This is a genomic window from Pseudoxanthomonas sp. UC19_8 (genome assembly GCF_042700505.1).
In the GTDB taxonomy this organism is placed as follows: Bacteria; Pseudomonadota; Gammaproteobacteria; order Xanthomonadales; family Xanthomonadaceae; genus Pseudoxanthomonas_A; species Pseudoxanthomonas_A winnipegensis.
On sequence record NZ_CP170559.1, the window covers coordinates 3300862 to 3324047 of the forward strand.

The window sequence follows — 23186 nt, forward strand, 5'->3', positions numbered from 1 at the left end:
TGATCACGAGGCATCAATCCTTTCTTTAAGCTCTGTACAAATAGAAATCATCATTGCCTTAACCTCATCTGTTGCATTTACACCCCAGTAATCCCACACCGGCCAGCCCGCATTGATGGCTTCCGGCACACCTATATAGTGCTTTCCGATACTATTAGTTATCGCCGAGCCCCATTTCCTACGCAAACCGGAAAGTTGTTCGGTGTGAATATTAGTCATACCTGACGCTGCATTACCAGCTGACTTTACAAGCGAGGGCACAATAGCAGCCATGACGGTACTTTCAACAAAACTTTCCGGCACCTCGGCTTCGGGCACTCTCGCCGAGTCTCTAAGATAGAGAAGCTTTTCGTCAATCTTCCTTTTTACCAAATTCTGAAAATGTGTGACGCCGCGACTCGATAACTCGTCAGGAATAACGGGAACTACGTAGCAGTCACTCGCAGCGAGGGCATTTTGACTGACTATCTTGGTGGCAGGAGGGCAGTCAAAAAGTACATAGTCATACTTGGCAGCTGCGTCTATTTTATCCAGCCAGGTAGCGACAAGCGTTCGCTTCTCCCAGTCTGAAAGTGCAGCGACACCATAATTTGTCGAGGCAAGATCAATCTCAGTGTCATCCAGCTCAAACTGCGCAGAAACGAAATCAAGTCGAGGATAGATATTATACCTATCATCACGCTGATGAAATACATTTGCAGTGACGATTTCATCACCCGGCATGGGAATGCGGCGGTTCGCAAAGGACTCAAAAACCCTATTAATCGTTAAGCCACTATCAACGCGTCTATCCCATAGACGCTGCCCCAAGACAACTATAGAAAGACTTGACTGGTGATCAACGTCAACAACTAGCACACGAGACGTCTTTGCCAGATGACAAGCCAGATGTAGAGTCAACGTAGTTTTGCTGACTCCGCCTTTGAAATTTATTATAGCCGCCGCCTTCATAAAGCTTCCCTATGTGATAAAGAGCGCGAATCACTGAAAAATCGCACCCCTGTCCTGACTTACTTATCCGCCGATCGCATGCCATTCGACCGCGCGAACCATGATAGTAATCTTGCCGTCCCTCCCCGGCGACGCTAGAGCGTGAGTCAGAATACACTTTTATAACGGCCTGCCCCGCCGTCGACCGATGCCACGGTCCTAATCCGGCGACCCAACAGGTACAAATCCCGCACTCTCATCCCCATCTTTTCCGCCAAATTCAGAGCAACACCTCAGGAAGCCGCATTTACTTCCGACTCCACGAAGTTAACTAGAAATTCCTCCAACGCCCCAGAAACAAGAACACGTCCAGATTTTCCAAAGGAAATGCCGCCACGAATACCAGATCGCAGGACCTCGTACTTCATGAGCTCAATCTTGAAGTCCTTTCCGCGCAGAAAATCAATCAATGAGAGACTCATTCCCTGCCGCGCCGCGAATTCAACTCGCGATAGAACTCCATCCGCAACTCTTAGGTCTGTGACTTTCGCGCCTACGAGCTTGCAACTGTCTAAGAGTTTATTAGACTCCAGAGAAGCACCTAGATCCATGTTAAATGGAACTGATTCGAAAAAGAATTCATGCCCCAGTGCACCTTCGAGGGCGTCTATCAGAACTCGTATGTTTCGACCACCGTCGACCACTCTAAGCAAAGGGAAGGTAGAAGATCCACGGAATGAGATCTGCATTGAAGAGCGAACTTCCAAGTGGTCCTCAAAGTACTCCCCCTCGTCACTGACGCGCTCTAGCATCACGAAATGTCGCCAACTGAAATCAGCATAGATTCCTGTTTTGTCCGATCGAATCAGTGAGAACGTGCAACTGGATTGAGGACGATGCTCAAATAGAGCAAGTACTTCTGCTCTCTTTACAGGCCTTCGACCGACCCCCAGGCGATACCACCTGTAGGAATTCATACATCATCCTCAGCGGAGTCGGCCCCAAGATCAATGGACTTGTTATCGTCTTTAGGCTCACTTGATTTGAGTGCAAGAATCAACGTTCTAGCGTAATCCTCTATTGCATTGGATATTCTCGATGACTCACCCTTGGTTGGAGTTCGGCGAGCTTTACGAAACTCGACACCGTCACGCTCATTAACCCCTAGCACGACGTATGAAAAGCCTGCGCAGGCAACTGGATCTGTGAAAACCGCCTCAATAGTATAGAGGTGTCCTTCCTCATAAATATTTTTAGCGACCCACGTCACGCGCACGGTGTAATACCCATCGGCAGCAAGATCTCTAAATATCTTTGTCTTGCTTACACCGCTACCCCTAAGCGCCACTCTTTCAACTTGAGGCGACTCCAAGTCGACATCGCCGCTCATTACTCCGGATCTAGGCTTGTAAACATATACATCAGTGACGTCCTGAAAAGCATATCCCGGCAATCCGGAGAACAAATCGTAAAAAAATTTAGACCTAATACTTGGCGAAGTGAACTCAAAGAGTGAGACATCAAATCTCTGGAGATCCTTATCCGTTACGCGTTCCAAGTTACCTACGAAACTATCCCTGAATCCATCGACGTAAGAATTCTGGCTGCTTCTTATGATCACCTTGCCGTCTTTTGAACGAATATCTAGAAAACCGTCCCGAACCTGCACCTGGTTGAATTCGCTTTTTCTATAGTCAATTTTAGAGTATTGAATATCAACCATAAATCCGTCGGCCATCTTGCTAACAGTGACCTTATCTCCGGTACCCTCGTAGTCGTTCTTTATTTTTTCTATGGCACCACGAAGCTCTTCAGCGGCCACATCACCAAACAGCTCAACAGATGTCATTCTTTCGCGACGCGGAATTACACCTAATCGTTGCGAGATCCTCTGGTGATCGTAGAAGTCATGATTCATCTTTGAGAAGTAAAATGCCAACGAAACTCTGTCCCGCGTGGCACTCACGATAGTATTTCTGTCTAAGAACAGCTCCGCCATCGTGGATGAATCAACTTTATGCTCATTTAGAGCATCGAAGATATTTTTATCGGTAGCAAAATATATAGAAGGACCGAACTGTGACTTATTCAGACTCGCCATGCGCAGTCTCCGGGGTCATACGCGGCCGATACCGCATTTATTTTATCAATCGTGACCTTGCTAAGATTTTCAGCACGCGTTTGATCAAAGCCCCAGGATTTCACATATTTGTTGCAAGCGCTATGGAATTTTGATTTGTATCCATCATCTACGTCGTTCGCAACGACTCTTATTCGGATACCCATTTCTGAGTCAAGGATCTGATATCTAGAAAAGCAGTCAATTAAATATTCGAATTCCTCTACGGAGGCTCCCGACCTATTGTAGTAAATCAAGTATCCAGCCGGACAGCCGTCACAAGACTCATGCTTTATTATCATAAAAGGGCCGGCCAGCACCTCGAAGGTAGCCTGTTGCTCCCACAGCCCCCCTATGCGGCGGGTCATAACCAGGTCCGGATAGTAAAATGTGTATTCCTTGGGAAGGTCGCCGCCTGCGATCAATCGCAATACATCGTTAGCAACATTAAACAAGCGAGTTATATCCTCTGGCCCGAGGAAATGGAGGATCACATCCGCACGGATTTCGAGCGTCCTCACATTAACTTTTCGCATTTCTTGATGGAATTTTTTTGCGTATGCTCCGTCATGATTATGGACAAACAGCATACCTCGGACTTCGTTGAGTTCCTCGACGTCAACTGAATATTTCTCACGCCACTCAGCCGACTCCTGGGCGCATTCGGTGGCCATCGCCAAAGATTGCAGCGCGCTACGTATTTTTAGATTGGTAATCGAGTCCGCTTTGTAGCTCTTTAGATCGGTAAGAATATGGATCCGGCGTCCGGAGTAAGGATCTTGATAGCTGAAAACAACATCAGTAGGATGCGTTTTCTTTGATTTTTCATTTTTCCCTTGATGATTTGGATCGCCGCAGGAAAAATTGTCATCTTGTCGTGGGTGAGCATGCCATCCAAATGGCTTGAAGACTTCTTTCCATACTTTTGACGCCACTTCAGCAATATTTATAGTCTCAGCCATATTCCCTTCATAACTCCATTGTCCATCAGCAGTTACTCAGCCAATCACGAATTGCATACCTGTCTATGAAAGGCTGGACTTATTTTGGCTAAACCTAGAAGCAACACCTCCTAGAAGATCTAACTTTGTAACGCCTAGCTTTCACCGCGAAAGTGGGAGGTCTGTGAGGCACGCTTGGTATTTTGAACTTCAGCGTTCCGACGCCTAAGCCAGGCACTCACGGTGAAAGTATCATCTTTTTAGAATAGAGTGCGGCCCAAAAGATGGCTTACTTTGTCCCGCCTCAACGCAACCTCACACCCGTCGGGATTCACCTTGCTCACATCGAAATGTCCCGCTTGATCGCGGGAACCACGCCCTTGCTGGCCATGTTGCCGCGCTTGGATATCGCGGGCGATGGCGGCGTGGGTTATGTAGGGACAGCTTACTCAGAGTGACTCAAATTGGTGGGTGTGTCGCTGTGGCTGGGTCGGACGGTGCCCTCGCTTCTACGCCGCTGTCACACTTCGCGATAGGAGCTTGCGCTGATCTCTTCTTTCACGATCTCTCCTTAGCCACCTACTCACGCTCACTTTTCGACATGTGAGGTTCCGCAGTGGCCCGATCAACCCGATACGACACGATTGACTTCACCCCGCCCAAAGGCGCCGCGCAGGCGGCGAGCCGGGGCCTCAAGCTGCGGGAGGCGCATGGCCGGGGCGGCACGGCGGTGGGGGTCGCGCGGGCGCGCGACCTGGCGGCGCAGACCACGCTGTCCCCGGCGACGGTGCGCCGCATGACCTCCTACTTCGCGCGCCACGGCGTGGACAAGCAGGGCAAGGGCTGGGCCGATCGCACGCACCCGTCCGCCGGCTATATCGCCTGGCTGCTGTGGGGCGGCGATGCGGGCCAGCGCTGGGCCGAGCGGATCGAGCAGCGCATGCGCAAGGCGGAGGCGACCTGACATGGCGACGACCAAGCAAGCCAAGAAAGCCGCCTGGAAGAAGGCCAACCCGGCCAAGAAGTCGGCCAGCAAGACGCTCTCCAGCGGCCAGAAGGCGCAGGCCAAGTCCCGGGCGAAGAAGGCCGGCCGGCCCTACCCCAACCTGGTCGACAACATGGCGGTCGCGAAGAAGACCACCAAGAAAGCCGCCAAGAAGGCGACCAAGAAGACTGCGAAGAAAGCCGCCAAGAAGACCGCCAAGAAGGCAGTGAAAAAGACGGCGAAGAAGACCGCGAAGAAAGCGACCAGGAAAACGACCAAGAAGGTCGCCAAGCGCGCGGGCGCACGCTCGACGGGCAAGGCTTCTAAATAAGCCCCGAGCGCTGGCGCACGACTGAAGCGCGCATCCGCGCACGACGCCCTTCAGCGCAGAACAGACCGCTGCCAGGCGGCTCGCCGCCCAACAGCTTGTCCGTGATCTCGAGCATGGCCCGTAGCCGGTCCATGTCCCTGAGATCCTGGTGATAGCCGACCCGGGTGTCGCGGGTGGGCGGGGTGCCGCGCGTTTCGATGCGCTGCAGGCCGGTGGTGGCATCGCCCGGCGGGCGCGGCAGCACGGGCAGGCCGCGCCCGCGCAGGCACATCTGCGCCTGCACGCTGCGGCTGGTGCTGGTGAAGACGCGCGGCGCCTCGGGGAAGCGCTCGATCAGCCAGGCCACGTCCGGGAAATGGCTCTGCGCGGTGTTCATCAGGATCAGGCCGACGGAGGTGGGATCGGCTTGCGCCGCCGCGGCCGTCTGCGCCGTGGCCCTGCGTAGAAAGTCCTCCTGGCGCCTTGACTGGCGCAGGCACTCTGCCCCCCTCCTGCCGAGGGCCACTTTGGTGCCGCCGCTTAAAACCTGGCGCCGCCAAAACGCAGGCAGGACGTGCTGTACTAGAGCGCCAGCCGCGTCAGCGAACTGCGCGGCGGACAGCCGGATGAGAAAGGGGATCGATGCAAGGAAGCGACAAGCCATCTGCCGGCTGGGGCGAACTCGTGGTCGTGATCGCGATCGCCCTGGGACTGCTGATCTACTCGAGCTTCTCGGCCTTGCTGGCGCCCACCGTCGAGCCGTCGTTTTCCGAGGCGGGCCTGTGGGGCATGGTGTTCTACGAACTGGTGGTGCTGGCGCTGCTGATCCCCGTGCTGTGGTTCCGCGGATGGACGCCGCAGGCGTTGGGGCTGCAGTGGCAGGGGCGCGACATCTACCCGGCGATCGGCCTGCTGATGGCGTGCATCGTGGCCTGCTATCCGCTGAGGTGGCTGGGCGCGGGCATGGCCGAGGGGGTGAATCCTTCCCTGGAGGCGATGGTGGCCGGAAAGCTGACGCTGACCGCGGTGGTGGCGCTCTCGCTGGTCAATTCGATCTTCGAAGAGGTGTTCGTCTGCGCCTATGTGATCCGGGTGCTGCAGCGACGCCACAGCCCGGCGTTCGCAGTGAACGTCAGCGTGGCGATCCGCGCCTCGTACCATCTGTATCAAGGCCCCATCGGCGCGATGTCACTGGTCGTCGTGGGGCTGATTTTGGGCTGGTGGTTCGCGCGGACCGGCCGGCTATGGCCCGCGATCATCGCCCACGGGCTGATGGACCTGCTTGCGCTGATGGCTTATGCCTGAAGCAGGGGTCAAAGTGCACTTTTCCCACACCTAAGGGGCCTTAGCGATTCAAATCGCGCCAAATCCTGACGGAATCGCGCCGGTATTGCGGGAATCGCGCCAGATTGTGCCCCCGTGGAGACCCTCCCCTCCGAGTGGCGAGTTGGAGTCCGGCTGACGGCGACTTGCGGGGCGCCACCAAGGTAGTAACATAACTACATTGATGCGGGAGAGCCGTGATGCGTATCCAGACCTTTACCAGCCGCCAGTACAACCAGGAGCCGGGCACCCTGAAACGCGCTGTCGCCCAGGGGCCGGTCTTTGTGACCAATCGCGAAGTGGTCGAACTGGTCCTGCTTACCAAGCGGGACTACGACCGGCTCATCGGTGCCCAGCCCAAGCGCACGCTTGGCGATGCGATGCGCATGCCTGACGTGGCCGATATCGAGTTCGAGCCGGTGCGGTCGAATGTGGTGATGCGCGAGGTCGATCTGGGCTGATGTACCTGCTGGACACCAACGTCGTCTCCGAGCTGCGCCGCAGCGGATCGCCGAAAGTCGATCCGAACTTCCAGGGCTGGATCGACCAGGTCGATCTGGATCAGTGCTACCTGGCCGTGATCACGATCATGGAGATCGAGCGCGGGGTGATCAACCTGGAGCGAAAGGACCCTCAGCAGGGCAAGGTGCTGCGCCATTGGTTCGAGACGCGGATCCTGATCGGGTTCGATGGCCGGATCCTGCCACTGGATCTTGAAGGCGCGCGCGCCTGCGCCCAGATGCACGTCCCTCACAATCGGCCGGAGAACGACGCACAGCTGGCTGCCATCGCCGCTGTGAACGGATTGACGGTCGTGACGCGCAATACCAAAGATTTCGCAGCGCTGGGCGTTGCCCTGATCAATCCTTGGGATCAGCTGGCGTAGCAAGCGCCGGCATGGATGCACCGGCGCCATGTGCGAAGCGGCTTTGATACGTGCCTGCCGAGGCACAAGGCGGTCGAGACCGATTCCCGGCCCCAGCGAGAGCCCCCCTCATCGGCCCTGCGGGCCACTTCTCCCCCGCAAGCGGGGAGAAGGAGCCGTCGGGCTCCACGCTAAAGATGGGCGCACGCTGAAGAGAAGAAAAAAGCGGCCCGAAGGCCGCTTTTTCTGTTTCACCCCAACGCGGCATCAAGCCCCGTCCGGATTCACCTTCTCCACATCGATCTTGTACTGCTTGATCGCGCGGGCCACGTCCTTGCCGGTCATCTTGCCGTCCTTGGCCAGCGCGGCGATAGCGGCGTGGGCGATGTAGTAGCGGTCCACTTCGAAGAAGCGGCGCAGGTTGGCGCGGGTGTCGCTGCGGCCGAAGCCGTCGGTGCCCAGCACGGTGTAGTTGGTGGTGGGCAGGAAGGCGCGGATCTGGTCGCTGTAGGCGCGCACGTAGTCGGTGGCGGCGATGACTGGCCCAGAGCGGCCTTCCAGGCACTGGGTGACGTAGGGCTTGCGCTGTTCGCCTTCCGGATGCAGGCGGTTCCAGCGCTCGGCGGCGAAGCCGTCGCGACGCAGCTCGTTGAAGCTGGGGCAGGACCAGATGTCGGCGGTCACGCCGAAGTCCTTGTCCAGCAGCTCGGCCGCGGCGATGGCCTCGCGCAGGATGGTGCCGCTGCCCAGCAGCTGCACGCGCAGCTCGCCCTTCTTGGGCTTGCCGGCATCACGCAGCAGGTACATGCCCTTGATGATGCCTTCCTCCGCACCCGCCGGCATTTCCGGGTGGGTGTAGTTTTCGTTCATCAGGGTCAGGTAGTAGTACTCGTCCTTCTGCTCTTCCATCATCGACTTCATGCCGTGCTGGAGGATGACGGTGACCTCGTAGCCGAAGGTCGCGTCATAGCTGCGCACGTTGGGGATGGAGCCGGCGATGACCAGGCTGAAACCGTCCTCGTGCTGCAGGCCTTCGCCGTTGAGCGTGGTGCGCCCGGCGGTGCCGCCCAGCAGGAAGCCACGGGTGCGCATGTCGGCGGCCTGCCAGGCGATGTCGCCCACGCGCTGGAAGCCGAACATCGAGTAGTAGATGTAGAACGGCAGCATCGGCACGTTGGACACCGAGTAGCTGGTGCCGGCGGCCAGCCAGGACGAGATGGCGCCCGGCTCGCTGATGCCCTGCTGCAGCACCTGGCCGGACTGGTCCTCGCGGTAGTACATCAGCTGGTCGGCGTCGACCGGCTTGTACTTCTGGCCGAACGGGGCGTAGATGCCGATCTGGCGGAACATGCCCTCCATGCCGAAGGTACGCGCCTCGTCGGCCACGATCGGGACGATGCGCGGGCCCAGCTCCTTGTCGCGCAGGGCGATGTTGAGCGTCTGCACGAAGGCCATGGTGGTGGAGTACTTGCGCTCGCCGCTGTCCTTGAGCAGGCGCTCGTAGGTCGAAAGCGGCGGCACGGTGAAGGACTTGTCGGCCTTGCGGCGGCGCTGCGGCAGGTAGCCGCCCAGCGCGGCGCGGCGCTCCTTCATGTAGCGCACTTCCGGCGAGTCCGGGCCCGGGTTGTAGAAGGGCACCTGCTCGGCTTCGGCCAGCTGCTTGTCGCTCAACGGGATGTTGAAGCGGTCGCGGAAGGTGCGCACCGCGTCGTCGTCGAGCTTCTTGGTCTGGTGGGTCGGGTTGAGCGACTCGCCGGCGCTGCCCATGCCATAGCCCTTGACCGTCTTGGCCAGGATCACGGTGGGCATGCCCTTGGTGTTCACCGCCGCGTGGTAGGCCGCGTAGACCTTGTGCGGATCGTGGCCGCCGCGGTTGAGGCGCCAGATGTCGTCGTCGGACAGGTTGGCGACCATGGCGGCGGTCTCCGGGTACTTGCCGAAGAAGTTGGCGCGCGTGTAGGCGCCGCCGAAGGCCTTGCAGTTCTGGTACTCGCCGTCGACGGTTTCCATCATCAGCTTGCGCAGCACGCCGTCGGTGTCGCGCGCCAGGAGCGGATCCCAGTACGAGCCCCACAGCAGCTTGATCACGTTCCAGCCGCCGCCGCGGAACACGCCTTCCAGCTCCTGGATGATCTTGCCGTTGCCGCGCACCGGGCCGTCCAGGCGCTGCAGGTTGCAGTTGACCACGAAGATCAGGTTGTCCAGGCCCTCGCGGCCGGCCAGGGCGATGGCGCCCAGGGTCTCCGGCTCGTCGCTCTCGCCGTCGCCGATGAAGCACCACACCTTGCGGTCGGACTTCTCGATCAGGCCGCGGTGCTCGAGGTACTTCATGAACTGCGCCTGGTAGATGGCGCTCAGCGGGCCCAGACCCATCGACACGGTCGGGGTCTGCCAGAAGTCGGGCATCAGCCAGGGGTGCGGATAGGACGAGATGCCCTTGCCTTCGCACTCCATGCGGAAGTTGTCCAGCTGGGCCTCGGTGATGCGGCCTTCCAGGAAGGCGCGGGCGTAGATGCCCGGGGCGCTGTGGCCCTGGATGTAGAGCAGGTCGCCGGGGTGGCTTTCCGACGGGGCGCGCCAGAAGTGGTTGAAGCCCACGTCATAGAGCGTGGCGGCCGAGGCGAAGGAAGCGATGTGGCCGCCCAGGTCGCCCGGCTTGCGGTTGGCGCGCACGACCATGGCCATGGCGTTCCAGCGGATGATCGAGCGGATCTTCCACTCCAGCGCGCTGTCGCCGGGGCTCTTGGCCTCCAGGTTGGGGGCGATGGTGTTGACGTACTCGGTGGTGGGCGAGAACGGCAGGTAGGCGCCGGAGCGGCGGGTCAGTTCGACCAGATCCTCCAGCAGCTGGTGGGCGCGCAGCGGGCCTTCGGCGTCGATGACCGCCTTGAGCGACTGGATCCACTCCTGGGTCTCGGCCGGATCCGGATCGCTCTGCAGCATCTCGTTCAACCAATTCATTGCCATCTCCTCGCCTGTGCGCCGCGACGTGTTTGCGGCATCGGTGTCTGTCTGAGCCGGCGATTGTAAGCCAGGGCGCATGGGCGCGTCGGTTCGACCTTGGAGGTAGACGCTTGGGGATGGCGCTTCTGACGAGATTTCGTCTCAACGGTGTCGGGAAGCTTGCAGTTGTGAGGATTTCGTATGACGAGGAAGTGTCAGATGTGGCGACGGCGCCACAATTAGATATATCTTTTTACGAAACTTAGATATATCTTTTGTTCGCCGCCGGAGCGGCGTGGCCTGTGGCCTCGCCCATGCCGGTGTCCAAACACCCGCGCCGTGCCCAGACCTTCGGTGCCGCGCCCGACCAGGAGGGATTGCCATGCATCCACGTTCACGCCATCGCGGCCGCATCCCCGACGAGGACGGCCTGGACCGCCACGCGCCGCGCGAGGGTCGCGGGCGGCGCGGTCGCGACGCCGCCGCCGACCTGTCCGATGCGGGCGCCCCTGCCTCAGGAGCCGACGAGGCACGCCGCGAGCGCCATGAGCGCGGCGAGCGTCACGGCCGCCGTGGCGAGCGCGGCGATGGGCCGCGCAGCCCGCGCCGGCTGGCCCACGGCGACCTGCGTCTGCTGCTGCTCGGCCTGCTGGAGGCCCAGCCGCGCCACGGCTACGAGCTGATCCAGCTGATCGGCGAGATGTTCCTGGGGCAGTACGCGCCCTCGGCCGGCGCGGTCTACCCGGCGCTGGCCCAGCTGCAGGACGACGGCCTGGTGGTGAGCAGCGAGGACGGCGCGCGGCGCCTGCATGCGCTGACCGATGCCGGCCGCGCCTTCGCCCAGACCCATGCCGAGGCGCTGGACCACGCCCGCCTGCGCACCGAGCGCAGCGCGCGCTCGCTGGTCAAGGCCGGCCTGCCCGCGCCCGTGCGCAGCGGCATGAGCGGGATCAAGCGCGCCCTGCTGGCCCACCACGGTCACTGGACAGCGGAGTCGGGCGAGGCGATCGCACGGATCCTGCAGCAGGCCGCCGCGCAGATCGCGCAGGTGCCCCGTGGCGACTGACGCCTACCACGCGGCGCTGCAGTCCGCCGGCCTGCGCCTGACCGCGCCGCGCCGGGCGCTGCTGGCGCTGCTGGCCCAACAGCCGGTGGCCTGCGACGCCATGTCCCTGCACCAGCAGCTGCGCGGCCAGGGCCGCCGCGTGAGCCTGGGCACCGTGTATCGCCTGCTGCGGGTCCTGGAGGACCGGCAGCTGGCGATTGCCATCGCCAGCCCGCACGGCCGCACCTTGTGGCGCCTGTGCCAGCCCGCGCCTTCCGCGCCCTTCGATGCGGCGGCCACGAGCGCCTGGTTGCGCTCGCTCGCCGCCGAGCTGGGCTATCGCCTGGTGCCGTTGCACTGACCGCGCCGGGCTTACCTTTCTCTGGAGTGATTCCATGTCCTTGCATGAAAGCCGCAGGATTCAACACCCGGTCGTGTTCCGCCGCCTCGAAGTGACGGAGGCGATCGACCTTACCCCGCACATGCGCCGCATCGTGGTCGGCGGGCGTGAGCTCGAAGGCTTCGTGAGCGCCTCGCCGGAGGACCACGTCAAGCTGTTCTTCCCCAACCCGGACGGCGAGTTCGTCACGCCCACGCCCGGCCCCAACGGCCCGGAGTTCCCGCCCGGCAAGACGCCCTCGCCGATGCGCGACTACACCCCGCGCCTGTACGACGCGCAGGCCGGCACGCTGGCGATCGACTTCGTGCTGCACGGCGACGGCCCGGCCAGCACCTGGGCCGCGCAGGCCAAGGTGGGCGATGCGCTGGCCATGGGCGGGCCGCGTGGCTCGTTCCTGGTGGCCGACGACTTCGATCACTACGTGCTGGTGGGCGATGAGACGGCGCTGCCGGCCATCGGCCGCTGGCTGAGCGAGATGCCGGCCGGCCGCAAGGCCACGGTGCTGATCGAGATCCCCGAAGACGCCGACCGCCAGGATCTGCCCACCCAGGCCGAGGCCACCGTGCACTGGCTGCCGCGCAACGGCGTGCCCGCCCAGCGCAGCGAACGGCTGGAGCAGGCGCTGGACGATGTGTCGCCCGCCGGCGATACGTTCTGGTGGATCGCCTGCGAATCGCGCCGTGCGCGGGTGATGCGCAAGTTCCTCGAAGGCCACCGCAGCGTGCCCAAGACGTGGATCAAGTCCACCGGGTACTGGAAGCATGCGGATAGTGAGGATGATGAAGATTGAGCGGGTGCGAGTGCGTGGAGTGAGTGGGGGGAGTAAGTGTGAGTGGGTGAGGTAAGGGGGCAGGAGTAAGCGTGAGTGCGGTGCGTAGCCAGGTGCGTGGAGAGGAGAAGCCTGGAAGCTCGTCGTGATGCAGCCGAAGTCACGCCCCTCCCCTTTGCGCGCAGCGCAAGGGGGAGGCTGGGAGGGGGTGCTATTGCTGTTGCTGCTGTTGTTGCGCTTGGCCGCTGCCGACGAAGAGTGGGAGCAACAGCAAAAGCCAACCCCTCCCCAGCCCTCCCCTTCGCCTGCGGCGAAAGGGAGGGGGCGGAAGCCGGGGCTGGTCCAGCTCGCTCTGATGCCGCCGAGGGGCCCCTCCCCTTTGCGCGTAGCGCAAGGGGGAGGCTGGGAGGGGGTCGCTCTTGCTGTTGTTGTTGCGCTCGGCCGCTGTCCACGCAAAGCGGAGCAACGGCAACAGCAAAAGCGCCCCTCCCCCTCAATCGCTAGCCGCGATTTCGAGCTCCCCTTCGCCTGCGGCGAAAGGGAGGGGGCGAAGGCGGAGTTTCGCTGCAGTGCGGATTGCAGGTGGGGCGCGTTTGACGCAGGATCGGGTCGATTTCAATCGATCTAAATTGACATGCACCCATCTGCCTCGCCTTCCTCGTCCGCGCTTCGTCGCGCGCCTGCTTACGCTCGATGCCACGGTCTGCTGACGCTGGCCGTCGCGGCGGCGCTGTGGCTTCCGGTCGGCGCCTCGGCGCAGACGGGGTTCTCCACGTCGTTCGAGGAGGGCCAGCCGGCTCCGGTCGCGACGGCAGGCAGCGGGACGCAGCTGCGGATCGGCAGCGGGCCGCAGGCGCCGTACACCGCCAAGGCCAATGCGGGTTACAGCGGTGTCAGGGCGCTGGGCTATAGCGGCAGCGGCGGGCGCACGGCCCTGTTCAAGGTCGATACGGTCATCGGGGCGGACACCACGCTGTCGTGGCTGGTGCTGCCGGAGATCGTCGACGGCGACACGGTGGCCTCCACCTATGTCTCGCTGGATGCGGTGCTGGACGATGGCACGCGCGTGTCGGCCACGCCGGCCCGCGATCAGCACGGCTTCGCGCTGGGGGCCAAGGCGCAGGGCGAGTCGAAGTCGCTGTATCCGCAGCAGTGGGCGCGCAAGGCGGTGCGGCTGGGCGATGTGCCGGCGCTGCGCGGCAAGCGCGTGGTGGCGATCGAGCTGGAGCTGCAGCCCGGCGCCGGCAAGACCGCGCGCGGCTGGATCGACGATGTCGCGCTGGGCGAGCTTGCGCAACCCAAGCGCAGCGCGCCCACCGACTGGGTGCTGACCACGCGCGGCACGCAGGCCAACAGCACCTTCTCGCGCGGCAACAACTTCCCGGCCACCGCGGTGCCGCATGGCTTCAACTTCTGGACGCCGGTGACCGATGCCGGCTCGCTGTCCTGGCTCTACCACTGGAACGAGAAGAACGACGCCGCCAACCGGCCGCGCCTGCAGGCGCTGGCGCTGAGCCACGAACCCAGCCCGTGGATGGGCGATCGCCAGACCTTCCAGATCATGCCGTCGCTGGAGCGCGGCGTGCCGGAGGCCGACCGCGCCAAGCGGGCGCTGGCCTTCTCCCACGACAACGAGCTGGCGCGCCCGCAGCAGTATCGGGTGCGCTTCGACAACGGCATCGTCGCCGCGCTGGCGCCGACCGATCATGCGGCGGTGTTCGAGTTCGACTTCCCCGAAGGCAGCGATGCCAACCTGCTGTTCGACAACGTCGATGCGCGCGCCGGGCTGACGCTGGACGCCAAGACGCAGACGCTGTCGGGCTATACCGATGTGCGCAGCGGCCTGTCCACCGGCGCCACGCGCATGTTCGTGTATGCGAGTTTCGATGCGCCCTGGCAGCGCAGTGGCCGCATCGAGACCGGCCGGCCCACCGGCTACATCAAGTTCGCCAAGGGCGCGCGCAAGGTGAGCATGCGCATCGCCACCTCGCTGATCTCGCTCGACCAGGCCCGGCACAACCTGGCGCTGGAAGTGCGCGAGGACGACACCGTGGCCAGCGTGGCCGCGCGCGCGCAGCAACAGTGGGACACGCTGCTGGGCAAGCTGCAGGTGGACGGGGCCAGCGAGGATCAGCGCACCACGCTGTATTCCAACCTGTATCGCCTGCACCTGTATCCCAACTCCGCCTTCGAGAACGTGGGCAGCCAGGCGCAGCCGCAGTGGCGCTACGCCAGCCAGAACAGCTGGTCGGACACGGCCACCGAAGGCAGCGCGGTGCGCAGCTTCGCGCCGATCCGCGACGGCAAGGTCTACGTCAACAACGGGCTGTGGGACACCTTCCGCACGGCGTGGCCGGCCTATGGCCTGCTGGATGCGCCGCATGCCGGCGCGCTGATCGACGGCTTCCTGGAGCAGTACCGCGCGGGCGGCTGGGTGGCGCGCTGGTCCTCGCCGGGCTATGCCGACCTGATGGTGGGCACCAGCTCGGACGTGGCCTTCGCCGATGCGTACGCCAAGGGCATCGAGGGCTTCGACGCCAGGCTGGCCTACGATGCGGCGCTGAAGAACGCCACGGTGGTCTCGCCGGACCGGCATGTCGGCCGCAAGGGCATGGCGCACTCGCTGTTCCGTGGCTACGCCGACACCGAGACGCACGAGGGCATGTCCTGGACGCTGGAAGGCACGCTCAACGACTTCGGCATCGCCACCATGGCCCAGGGCCTGTCCAGGACCGCGTCTTCGGCCAAGGACAGGCAGCGCTACGACGAGGAGGCCGAGTACTTCCGCTATCGCGCGGCCGAGTACGCCAATCTGTTTGATCGCGGCGTGGGCTTCTTCCAGGGCCGCAAGCCCGACGGTGACTGGCGCGTGGACGCGAAGGACTACGATCCGCGCGTGTGGGGCAACGACTACACCGAGTCCTCCGGCTGGACCTTCGCCTTCACCGCCGCGCACGACGGCAACGGCCTGGCCGCGCTGTACGGCGGTCGCGAGGCGTTGGCGCGCAAGCTAGATCAGTACTTCGCCACGCCGGAAACGGCCGACCCGAAGTTCAGCGGCTCCTACCGCGGCGTGATCCACGAGATGACCGAAGCGCGCGATGTGCGCATGGGCATGTACGCGCACAGCAACCAGACCGCGCACCACATCGCCTGGATGTACCTCTACGCCGGCCAGCCATGGAAAACGCAGGCGCTCACCCGCGAGGTGCTGTCGCGGCTGTACCTGGGCAGCGAGATCGGCCAGGGCTATCCGGGCGATGAGGACAACGGCGAGATGTCGGCGTGGTATGTGCTGGCCTCGATGGGCCTGTATCCGCTGCGCATGGGCTCGCCGGACTATGTGATCGGCTCGCCGCTGTTCAAACAGTCCACGCTGGCGCTGCCCGGCGGGCGGGAGCTGATCGTGCGCGCGGCGAACAACTCACCCGCGAACGTCTACGTGCAGTCGCTCAAGGTCAACGGCAAGCCGTGGACCCGGACCTGGATCCCGCACGCGCTGCTGGCGCAGGGCGCGACGCTGGACTTCGTGATGGGGCCGACGCCGTCCAAGTGGGGCAGCGCGCCGCAGGATGCGCCGCCCTCGCTGACACCGGCCGGCCAGGCGCCGACCACGCTGGCCGATGTGATCGGCCGCGACGCGCACGTGACCGTGGCGGGCAAGGACGCGCCGGCCCTGGTCGACGACGACGGCAGCACGGTGATGGCCCTGCCCGGCGCGCAGGCGCAGATCGACATCGCGTTGACCCAGCCCGCGCAGCCGAGCTTCTACACGCTCACCAGCGGCGGTCGCGCCATCGAGCACGCCAAGTGGACGCTGGAAGCGCGGCGCGGCAACGGCAACTGGCAGGCAATCGACACACGCAGCGACGAGGCCTTCCCGTGGACGCTGCAGACCCGGCCTTTCCGCATCGCCAAGCCGGGCAATTTCGACGCGTACCGCCTGCGCCTGGGGGCACCGGGGCGCACCGAGCTGGCCGAGATCCAGCTGCTGGCCCCGCATGTGCCGGTGTCGTTGAAGTAGCGCAAGTCAGGCCCGCGCAACGGCACACCGATGCGCGGGAGTTCTGCATCGAGCGCGCGCCACGGTTGCGTGCGCTTCCGCCGGGCGGCCATCATGCGGCGATGACCGCCGATGCTGCCCAGCGCTTCGTGGCGCGCCTCAAGGCCGACCTGACCGTGGCGATGCGGAGCCGCAACGCTGCCGAGGTCGCGGCCCTGCGTCAGCTGATCGCCGCGATCGATAATGCCCAGGCGGTGGCGGTGGGCGATCGCCACGCGACCTACGTGGTCCATGCCTTCGGCGACCCGGCGGTGGAAGTTCCGCGCCGGTCGCTGGACGACGCTGCGCTGGGCCGTCTGATCGAGGATGAAATCCGCACCCGGCGCGACGCCGCGGCCACCTATCGACAGCTCGGCCAGGATGCGCAGGCGCAGGCATTGGAGGAGGCGATCACGCTGCTGCGTCGCTACCTGGTGCCTTCATGCTGATTTAGGCGCCGCACGCGTCCGGCAATCCGCGCCGCAAGCCCCGGCGCGTAGAGCGTCCGCGCCCTACTTCGTCGAAGCCTCGGCCTTGGCCACCGCGTGCGTCGAGGAGGACGGGGCCTTCCCATCCCGCACCCGCTTGCGCTCGTCGATCTTCTCGCGGGCGGCCTGCTCGCGCGCGCCGACCACCATCTCGGTCAGCCACTTCACCAGCACCGTGGTGTAGGTGCGCTGGGCCGGCTTTTCGGAGAAGGCATGGTCGGCGCCGGCGATCACCCGCGAGGTGCGCGAGCGGGCGCGGGTGAAGGCGGCCATGTAGTTCTCGATCACCTGGTGCGGGATGATCTGGTCCAGCTCGGCCTCCACGATCAGCGCATCGCCGCGGAACTCGGCGCAGGCGCGCAGCGCGCGGTTGTCCTTCCAGGCCACCTGGCGATGACGGAACGGGATCAGGTCCGGGTCCTGGTGCAGCTGGCGCTTGGGCAGCTCCCAGCCCTCGTCCTTGTACAGCGCCGGAGTGCGCAGGGCGAGCCAGCGCACCGGCCGCAGCGAGGACAGGATCGCGGCCAGGTAGGCGCCATAGCTGATGCCCACCACGGTGATCGCGTTGCCATCGACATTGGGCTGCTGCACGAACCAGTCGTAGGCGGCCAGCAGGTCGTCCAGGTTCTGCTGGCGCGTGACCCGCTCCAGCATCTGCGCATCGCCTTCGTGGCCGCGCAGGTCGAAGGTCAGGCAGACCACGCCCAGGCCGGCGGCCTCGCGTGCGCGGGCCAGGTCGTGATCCTGGCTGCCGCCCCAGCCGTGGACGAACAGCACGCCGGGCAACGCGCGCGCCGGCGCCAATAGCGTGCCGGACAGCGCGGCGTCTTCTACTTCGAACGCGATGTGCTCAAGGGTGACATCCATCGACTGCGACCCTAGCGTATTTCAGCAGTCTCCCGAGTGAACCCACCTGCCCGTCGAAGTACACCACCGCATCGTCGGGCACCGACTCATCGCTCCAGCTCTCGTGAGTGAGCGCATCGAGCCAGGCGACCTGCGGCTGCGCAGCCAGCGCTTCCAGGGCGAGGATCTCGGCCGGGCTGGCCCCGCCGAAGCGCCAGGACTGCTCGAGCACGCCGCAGCGCGCGTGGCCCTGCGCATCGCACCCATGCACCAGATCGTAGTTGCGACGCGAGGCATAGAAGCCCGGATAGGCCGCGCTGATCTGCGCCTCGTAGTGCTGCACCTTGGCGATCGCCTCGTGCGCCTGCGCCGGCAGCGGCACGTGCTGCAGCTGGTCCAGGCCACCGCGGGCCACGCGCAGCCGCGAGCCGCCGTAGACCTCATCGCCGCGCGGCGTGCGCACCGTGTGCTGGGTGCCGAAGTAGGCGATGGACTGGCCGCCCACCTCCACGCAGCCGACGCTGAAGGTGACGGCCTCTTCGAGGTTCAGCTCGACCACCACGCCGGCTTCGATCTCATCGGCGTCCAGCGTGGCGCGCCAGGCCTCCAGCGCGCTCAGCGAATCGACCACGCGCTGGCCGTTGCCGCCGCGCGCGTGGGCGAGCTTGCAGCGCACGCGGCCCCGTTCCAGCAGGCGGGCGACGGCGCTGCGCAGGTCGGCGTCGGTGAACACCGAGTAGCCCGGCAGCACGGCCTCGCCCAGTGCCTCGCCGAGCGCATGCGCCCAGCCCTCCGGTGCGCGTGCGCCGCCTTCGATCAGGCCATGGGTGACCAGCTTGCTGGCCACGAAGGCCTGCGGCACCACCCCGCCGAACAGATGCGCGGCGCAGCCGATGCCGCGCATCGCCGCTTCCTCGCGGGTCAGCGTTTCCATCGGGATGAAATAGCCGGGCAGGCCGGGCAGCGCCTGGGCACGGAACTCGCGCCCGAGTAGCCGCGCCAGGCGGCGGCCCATGCAGTCCACGCTGGCGCGTTCGTGCGCGGCGCGGCGCGGATCGGTGAACAGCGGCGTGACCGCCGGCGCGTAGGGACGCGGCAGCGTGATCGCGTTGGCCGGCGCGGGACGGGATTCGATGATGGCGACCATGGTCTTCCCTCGGGGGTGGGAGGAGCGAAGGCGCCAGGCCACACGAAGCGGCCCGGTGCGAAGGCGCCTGCGGCGCAGGCGGTGGAGCGCGGGACTGCGTGTTGCAGGTGGTGGCCGCCGACGGGCCCGATGGGAGGCTGCGTACAACCGTGGGTGGAGCGCGAACTGGACGATGGACCCTTGCGGTGACGCCAGGACGATCCGCCTTGCCTGCTGCTTCCTGCGCAGCGGCGCGATCCCCTGGCGCCGAGTATTCCCGCGGCACGTAAATCCTGTGCGAAGCCGCGCGGGCGCCGACATGACAATCGCGACGGGGCTGATGACCATCGCGACCTGGACGTGGCGACGAGCGAGGGCGCGACGTGAGACGGGTTCCAGAAACGCCTCGCCGCGTGCGCACGAACGCGCGAAAGGCGGCACTGTGTTTCCTCAAGCCGCACCCGCACCGGAGGCCCCAGATGCGCCAGGACCAACTCGACCGGCAATTGCACGCCCTGCACGACAAGGTGGCCGACGGCGCGCCGCCCCTGGACCAGGCCTTCTTCGACGCCTGCGCGGCGCAGGCCTCGGCGATCCTGGCGCACGTGGACAACGCGGCCCAGGCGCGCTATGCGATCGAGCGGATCGATGCGATCTTCGATGCGGTCGGCGTGGACGCGCAGCGGCTGCTGTCCACCGGCCAGCGCAGCCCGCTGCCAGTCGGTGCCGGCACGCAGGGCTGAACGCGCCGCCGGACTGGCGCCTCAGTCGCTCTGCAGTTCGGCCACGAAGTCGTAGGCATCGCCGCGATAGAACGAGCGGGTGAACTCGACCACGCGCCCGTCGGCGAGGAAGGCGCGGCGCTCGACCAGCAGGCCCGGCGCGCCGGGCTCCAGCTGCAGCAGGGTGGCGGCCTCGCGCTCCAGCGCCACCGCACGCAGGCGCTGCAGCGCGCGCCGCGGACGATGGCCGTAGGCGTCCAGCGCCTCGTACAGCGAGGCGCCGATGCGCTCGGGATCGGGCAGCAGGCTGTGCGGTACCAGGGTGCGTTCGGCCGCGATCGGCGCGCCATCGACGTGGCGCAGGCGGTACAGGCGCACCACGCCGCTGCCGGGCGAAAGGTTCAGCGCCATCGCTTCCTCCGGGGTGACTCCGCCGATGCCGCGCTCGAGGAAGGTCACCTGCGGGTCCAGCCCGCGCTCGCGCAGGTCGTCGGTGAAGCTGGTCAGGCGCGAGAAGCTGCGCACGATCCGCTCGGATACGAAGGTGCCCGCGCCCTGGCGCTGGCTCAGCAGGCCCTGGTCGATCAGCCCGGACAGCGCCTTGCGCACGGTCACGCGCGAGAGCTGCAGACCAGTGGCCAGGTCGCGCTCGCTGGGCAGGCCGTGGCCCGGGCCGAGCACACCGGTGTCGATCAGGTGCTGCAGGGCGCGGCGCAGGCGCAGATAGGCCAGGGTGCGGCTGGTCTCGGCCTGCTGCAGGCGGGCGTATTCGGTGGCGATGGCAGACAGCATGCCGCGAAAATACCAATGGGATACCAAGAGTGCAATCACGCGGCGCTCACGGGCCCGTTCATATGCAGGGCTGGGCCGCGTGGTAGGGCGGTGGTATCGTCTGTGCCGATCTCCCCGCATCCTGACAAGGCTTCACCGTGAGCGCCAAGACCGTACCCGTGGACAGCTTCGACCTGGTGATCTTCGGCGGCACCGGTGACCTGGCCCTGCGCAAGCTGCTGCCCGGCCTGCTGCGCCGCTATGCCGACGGCCAGATCCCGCAGGACAGCCGCATCATCGGCGTGGCGCGCGATCCGCAGACCGGCGCCGACTACCGCACCCGCGTGGGCGAGGCGCTGGAGAAGGTCGCCAGCGACGATCCGCTGCTGCGCGCGCGCATCCCGGCCTTCCTGCAGCTGCTGGACTACCGCCCGCTGGATGCGACCAAGGACGAGGGCTGGGACGAGTTCGCCGAGTTGCTCAAGCAGACCGGGGCCGAGCGCATCCGCGTGTTCTACCTGTCCACCAGCCCGAGCCTGTTCGTGGACCTGTGCACGCGCCTGCGCGATGCCGGCCTCAACGACGGCAATGCGCGCGTGGTGCTGGAGAAGCCGATCGGCAAGGATTCGGCCAGCGCCGCGGCGATCAACGACGCGGTCGGCGCGGTGTTCTCCGAGCACCAGATCTTCCGCATCGACCATTACCTGGGCAAGGAGACGGTGCAGAACCTGCTGGCGCTGCGCTTCGCCAACATCCTGTTCGAGCCGCTGTGGAACGCCAACCGCATCGACCACGTGCAGATCACCGTGGCCGAGACCGTCGGTCTGGAGAAGCGCGCCGGCTATTACGACACCTCCGGCGCGCTGCGCGACATGGTCCAGAACCATCTGCTGCAGCTGCTGTGCATGGTGGCCATGGAGCCGCCGGCCACGCTGCAGGCCAACGCGCTGCGCGATGAGAAGCTCAAGGTGCTGCGCTCGCTCAAGCCGATCACCGCCGCCGAGGTCAGCCACGTCACCGTGCGCGGCCAGTACCGCGCCGGCGCCTCTGGCGGCGCGGCCGTGCCGGGCTACCTGGACGAGCTGGGCCGCAACGACTCGCGCACCGAGACCTTCGTGGCGATCAAGGCCGAGGTGTCCAACTGGCGCTGGGCCGGGGTGCCGTTCTACCTGCGCACCGGCAAGCGCCTGCCCGAGCGCGTGTCGGAGATCGTGGTGGCCTTCCGCCCGGTGCCGCACTCCATCTTCGACGCCAGCGTCGGCCCGGCCCAGCCCAACCGGCTGGTGCTGCGCCTGCAGCCGGACGAGGGCGTCAAGCTGTGGCTGATGATCAAGGACCCGGGTCCGGGCGGGCTGCGCATGAAGTACGTGCCGCTGGACATGAGCTTCGCCGAGGCCTTCGGCGTGCATCAGCCGGAGGCCTACGAGCGCCTGCTGATGGACGTGGTGCGCGGCAACCAGTCGCTGTTCATGCGTCGCGACGAGGTCGAGGCGGCCTGGGCCTGGATCGACCCGATCCTGGACGCGTGGGAGCAGCTGCCCGAGGCGCCCAAGTCCTACACGGCCGGCTCGTGGGGCCCCAACGCCGCCGTGGCGCTGATCGAGCGCGACGGCCGCACCTGGCATGAGGACGCCGGCACGTGAGCCTGCAGATCGATGAGACCCTGACCCAGGTCCGCGCCTGGCCCGACCACGATGCGCTGGCGCAGGCGCTGGCCGCGCAGGTGGCCGACGACCTGCGCGCGGCCCTGGCCGAGCGCGGCCGCGCCACCGTGGCCCTGTCCGGCGGCACCACGCCGGTGCGCTTCTTCCAGGCGCTGGCCGAGCAGCCGCTGCCGTGGAAGCAGGTCACCATCACCCTGGTCGACGAGCGCTGGGTGGACGAGTCCAACGCCCGTTCCAACGCCGCGCTGGTGCGCCAGCACCTGATGTACGGCGCGGCGGCGGTGGCGCGCTTCGTGCCGCTGTACCGCAGCTACGACGATGGCCCCGAGGCGGCCCTGCCCGAGCTGGAGGCCGAACTGGCCCAGACCCTGCCGCTGGACGTGGCCGTGCTGGGCATGGGCACCGATGGACACACCGCCTCGTTCTTCCCCGGCGGCGATTACCTGGCCCAGGCGCTGGACCCGGCCGGCACCGCGCGCGTGCTGCCCATGCACGCCACCGCCGCCGGCGAGGCGCGCATCACCCTGACGCTGCCGGTGCTGGCCGCCGCCCGGCACCTGTACCTGCATATCGAGGGCGAGCAGAAGGCGCGCACGCTGCAGGAGGCCCTGGCCGCGCAGAACCCGCCGCCGGTCGCGGTGATGCTGCGTGCCGCCAGCACGCCGGTGCAGACGTACTGGTGTCCTTGAAGCCAGGAGTGCGTGGAGAGGAGTGAGGCGTGAGCGAGAGCGGGATCGGTCTTTGCTCGATCCTCGCCTTGCCACGCACTCCTCGCTCCCACCCGACGGGCCTGCTTATAATCCCCCCCGCCGCCCGGCTCGCCGGTGCGGCATCCCGGTCACCCCCACGTCCGGAACATTCGCAACAACCGACGAGTGTTTTCAGCCACGCCGGCAA

At 64.9% G+C, this 23186-nt stretch carries 22 protein-coding genes; 13 read left to right on the forward strand and 9 right to left on the reverse strand.

Annotated elements, in window-relative coordinates:
* Nucleotides 1-3: 3 nt before the first annotated feature.
* The 4 genes from ACFJIT_RS14655 to ACFJIT_RS14670 form a co-directional block, all read right to left on the reverse strand.
* A complete protein-coding gene (locus ACFJIT_RS14655; protein ID WP_379654043.1) occupies nt 4-951 on the reverse strand; it encodes a ParA family protein in 948 nt (315 codons plus the stop codon).
* 272 nt (nt 952-1223) lie between these two features.
* Entirely contained in the window at nt 1224-1907 is a 684-nt protein-coding gene (locus ACFJIT_RS14660) for a hypothetical protein (RefSeq protein ID WP_379654044.1), read from the reverse strand.
* Nucleotides 1904-3031 (reverse strand): hypothetical protein, encoded by a 1128-nt coding sequence (locus ACFJIT_RS14665; protein WP_379654045.1) that lies wholly within the window; start codon nt 3029-3031, stop codon nt 1904-1906. Before ACFJIT_RS14665 ends, ACFJIT_RS14660 begins: the two co-directional genes overlap by 4 nt.
* Entirely contained in the window at nt 3019-4011 is a 993-nt protein-coding gene (locus ACFJIT_RS14670) for a hypothetical protein (RefSeq protein ID WP_379654046.1), read from the reverse strand. The genes ACFJIT_RS14665 and ACFJIT_RS14670 overlap by 13 nt, the downstream gene beginning before the upstream one ends.
* A gap of 595 nt (nt 4012-4606) precedes the next feature.
* Between ACFJIT_RS14670 and ACFJIT_RS14675 the strand changes: the two genes are divergently transcribed.
* Both ACFJIT_RS14675 and ACFJIT_RS14680 read left to right on the forward strand, forming a co-directional pair.
* Nucleotides 4607-4954: a hypothetical protein gene (locus ACFJIT_RS14675; RefSeq protein ID WP_379654047.1), complete on the forward strand. Its 348-nt coding sequence runs from the start codon at nt 4607-4609 to the stop codon at nt 4952-4954.
* Nucleotide 4955: 1 nt separating this feature from the next.
* Nucleotides 4956-5306, forward strand: a complete 351-nt coding sequence (locus tag ACFJIT_RS14680) for a hypothetical protein (RefSeq protein ID WP_379654048.1) — start codon at nt 4956-4958, stop codon at nt 5304-5306.
* Here ACFJIT_RS14680 and ACFJIT_RS14685 read toward each other — a convergent pair.
* A complete protein-coding gene (locus tag ACFJIT_RS14685) occupies nt 5299-5949 on the reverse strand; it encodes a hypothetical protein (protein ID WP_379654049.1) in 651 nt (216 codons plus the stop codon). The two genes, ACFJIT_RS14680 and ACFJIT_RS14685, sit on opposite strands and share 8 nt — an antisense overlap.
* On the opposite strand from ACFJIT_RS14685, the gene ACFJIT_RS14690 reads away from it, so the two are divergent.
* The 3 genes from ACFJIT_RS14690 (at nt 5928) to ACFJIT_RS14700 (ending at nt 7494) form a co-directional block, all read left to right on the forward strand.
* The gene (locus tag ACFJIT_RS14690; protein WP_379654050.1) at nt 5928-6590 is read left to right on the forward strand and encodes a CPBP family intramembrane glutamic endopeptidase; all 663 of its coding nucleotides are present in this window, start codon (nt 5928-5930) and stop codon (nt 6588-6590) included. The genes ACFJIT_RS14685 and ACFJIT_RS14690 overlap by 22 nt on opposite strands.
* Before the next feature lie 218 nt (nt 6591-6808).
* Complete coding sequence (locus ACFJIT_RS14695; RefSeq protein ID WP_379654051.1) at nt 6809-7069, forward strand: type II toxin-antitoxin system Phd/YefM family antitoxin; 261 nt, start codon at nt 6809-6811, stop codon at nt 7067-7069.
* Entirely contained in the window at nt 7069-7494 is a 426-nt protein-coding gene (locus ACFJIT_RS14700) for a type II toxin-antitoxin system VapC family toxin (RefSeq protein ID WP_379654052.1), read from the forward strand. Before ACFJIT_RS14695 ends, ACFJIT_RS14700 begins: the two co-directional genes overlap by 1 nt.
* Before the next feature lie 246 nt (nt 7495-7740).
* Here the strand turns inward: ACFJIT_RS14700 and aceE are convergent, their stop codons facing one another.
* Complete coding sequence (gene aceE / locus ACFJIT_RS14705) at nt 7741-10434, reverse strand: pyruvate dehydrogenase (acetyl-transferring), homodimeric type (protein ID WP_379654053.1); 2694 nt, start codon at nt 10432-10434, stop codon at nt 7741-7743.
* A gap of 364 nt (nt 10435-10798) precedes the next feature.
* On the opposite strand from aceE, the gene ACFJIT_RS14710 reads away from it, so the two are divergent.
* The 5 genes from ACFJIT_RS14710 to ACFJIT_RS14730 all read left to right on the forward strand — a co-directional run bounded on the left by ACFJIT_RS14710 (nt 10799) and on the right by ACFJIT_RS14730 (nt 17121).
* Nucleotides 10799-11482, forward strand: coding sequence for a PadR family transcriptional regulator (locus ACFJIT_RS14710; protein WP_379654054.1), 684 nt, complete (start codon nt 10799-10801; stop codon nt 11480-11482).
* Nucleotides 11472-11822: a Fur family transcriptional regulator gene (locus ACFJIT_RS14715; protein ID WP_130534963.1), complete on the forward strand. Its 351-nt coding sequence runs from the start codon at nt 11472-11474 to the stop codon at nt 11820-11822. The genes ACFJIT_RS14710 and ACFJIT_RS14715 overlap by 11 nt, the downstream gene beginning before the upstream one ends.
* A gap of 34 nt (nt 11823-11856) precedes the next feature.
* The gene (locus ACFJIT_RS14720) at nt 11857-12651 is read left to right on the forward strand and encodes a siderophore-interacting protein (protein ID WP_379654055.1); all 795 of its coding nucleotides are present in this window, start codon (nt 11857-11859) and stop codon (nt 12649-12651) included.
* Nucleotides 12652-13264: 613 nt separating this feature from the next.
* Nucleotides 13265-16654, forward strand: a complete 3390-nt coding sequence (locus ACFJIT_RS14725) for a GH92 family glycosyl hydrolase (protein ID WP_379654056.1) — start codon at nt 13265-13267, stop codon at nt 16652-16654.
* Nucleotides 16655-16755: 101 nt separating this feature from the next.
* Complete coding sequence (locus ACFJIT_RS14730; protein WP_379654057.1) at nt 16756-17121, forward strand: hypothetical protein; 366 nt, start codon at nt 16756-16758, stop codon at nt 17119-17121.
* Between the two features lie 63 nt (nt 17122-17184).
* Here the strand turns inward: ACFJIT_RS14730 and ACFJIT_RS14735 are convergent, their stop codons facing one another.
* Together ACFJIT_RS14735 and ACFJIT_RS14740 are read right to left on the reverse strand one after the other, a co-directional pair.
* Nucleotides 17185-18027, reverse strand: a complete 843-nt coding sequence (locus tag ACFJIT_RS14735; RefSeq protein WP_379654058.1) for an alpha/beta hydrolase family protein — start codon at nt 18025-18027, stop codon at nt 17185-17187.
* Entirely contained in the window at nt 18011-19153 is a 1143-nt protein-coding gene (locus ACFJIT_RS14740) for a DUF3182 family protein (protein WP_379654059.1), read from the reverse strand. Before ACFJIT_RS14740 ends, ACFJIT_RS14735 begins: the two co-directional genes overlap by 17 nt.
* Before the next feature lie 458 nt (nt 19154-19611).
* Here ACFJIT_RS14740 and ACFJIT_RS14745 point away from each other — a divergent pair, with 458 nt between their 5' ends.
* On the forward strand, nt 19612-19875 hold the full coding sequence (locus ACFJIT_RS14745; protein WP_379654060.1) for a hypothetical protein: 264 nt from the start codon (nt 19612-19614) through the stop codon (nt 19873-19875).
* Nucleotides 19876-19896: 21 nt separating this feature from the next.
* On the opposite strand, the gene ACFJIT_RS14750 is transcribed toward ACFJIT_RS14745, so the two are convergent.
* On the reverse strand, nt 19897-20646 hold the full coding sequence (locus ACFJIT_RS14750) for a GntR family transcriptional regulator (RefSeq protein WP_130514919.1): 750 nt from the start codon (nt 20644-20646) through the stop codon (nt 19897-19899).
* Nucleotides 20647-20783: 137 nt separating this feature from the next.
* Here ACFJIT_RS14750 and zwf point away from each other — a divergent pair, with 137 nt between their 5' ends.
* Together zwf and pgl are read left to right on the forward strand one after the other, a co-directional pair.
* The gene (zwf, locus tag ACFJIT_RS14755) at nt 20784-22268 is read left to right on the forward strand and encodes a glucose-6-phosphate dehydrogenase (RefSeq protein ID WP_130534957.1); all 1485 of its coding nucleotides are present in this window, start codon (nt 20784-20786) and stop codon (nt 22266-22268) included.
* 2 nt (nt 22269-22270) lie between these two features.
* Nucleotides 22271-22978, forward strand: a complete 708-nt coding sequence (gene pgl / locus ACFJIT_RS14760; protein ID WP_379655781.1) for a 6-phosphogluconolactonase — start codon at nt 22271-22273, stop codon at nt 22976-22978.
* Nucleotides 22979-23186: the final 208 nt, after the last annotated feature.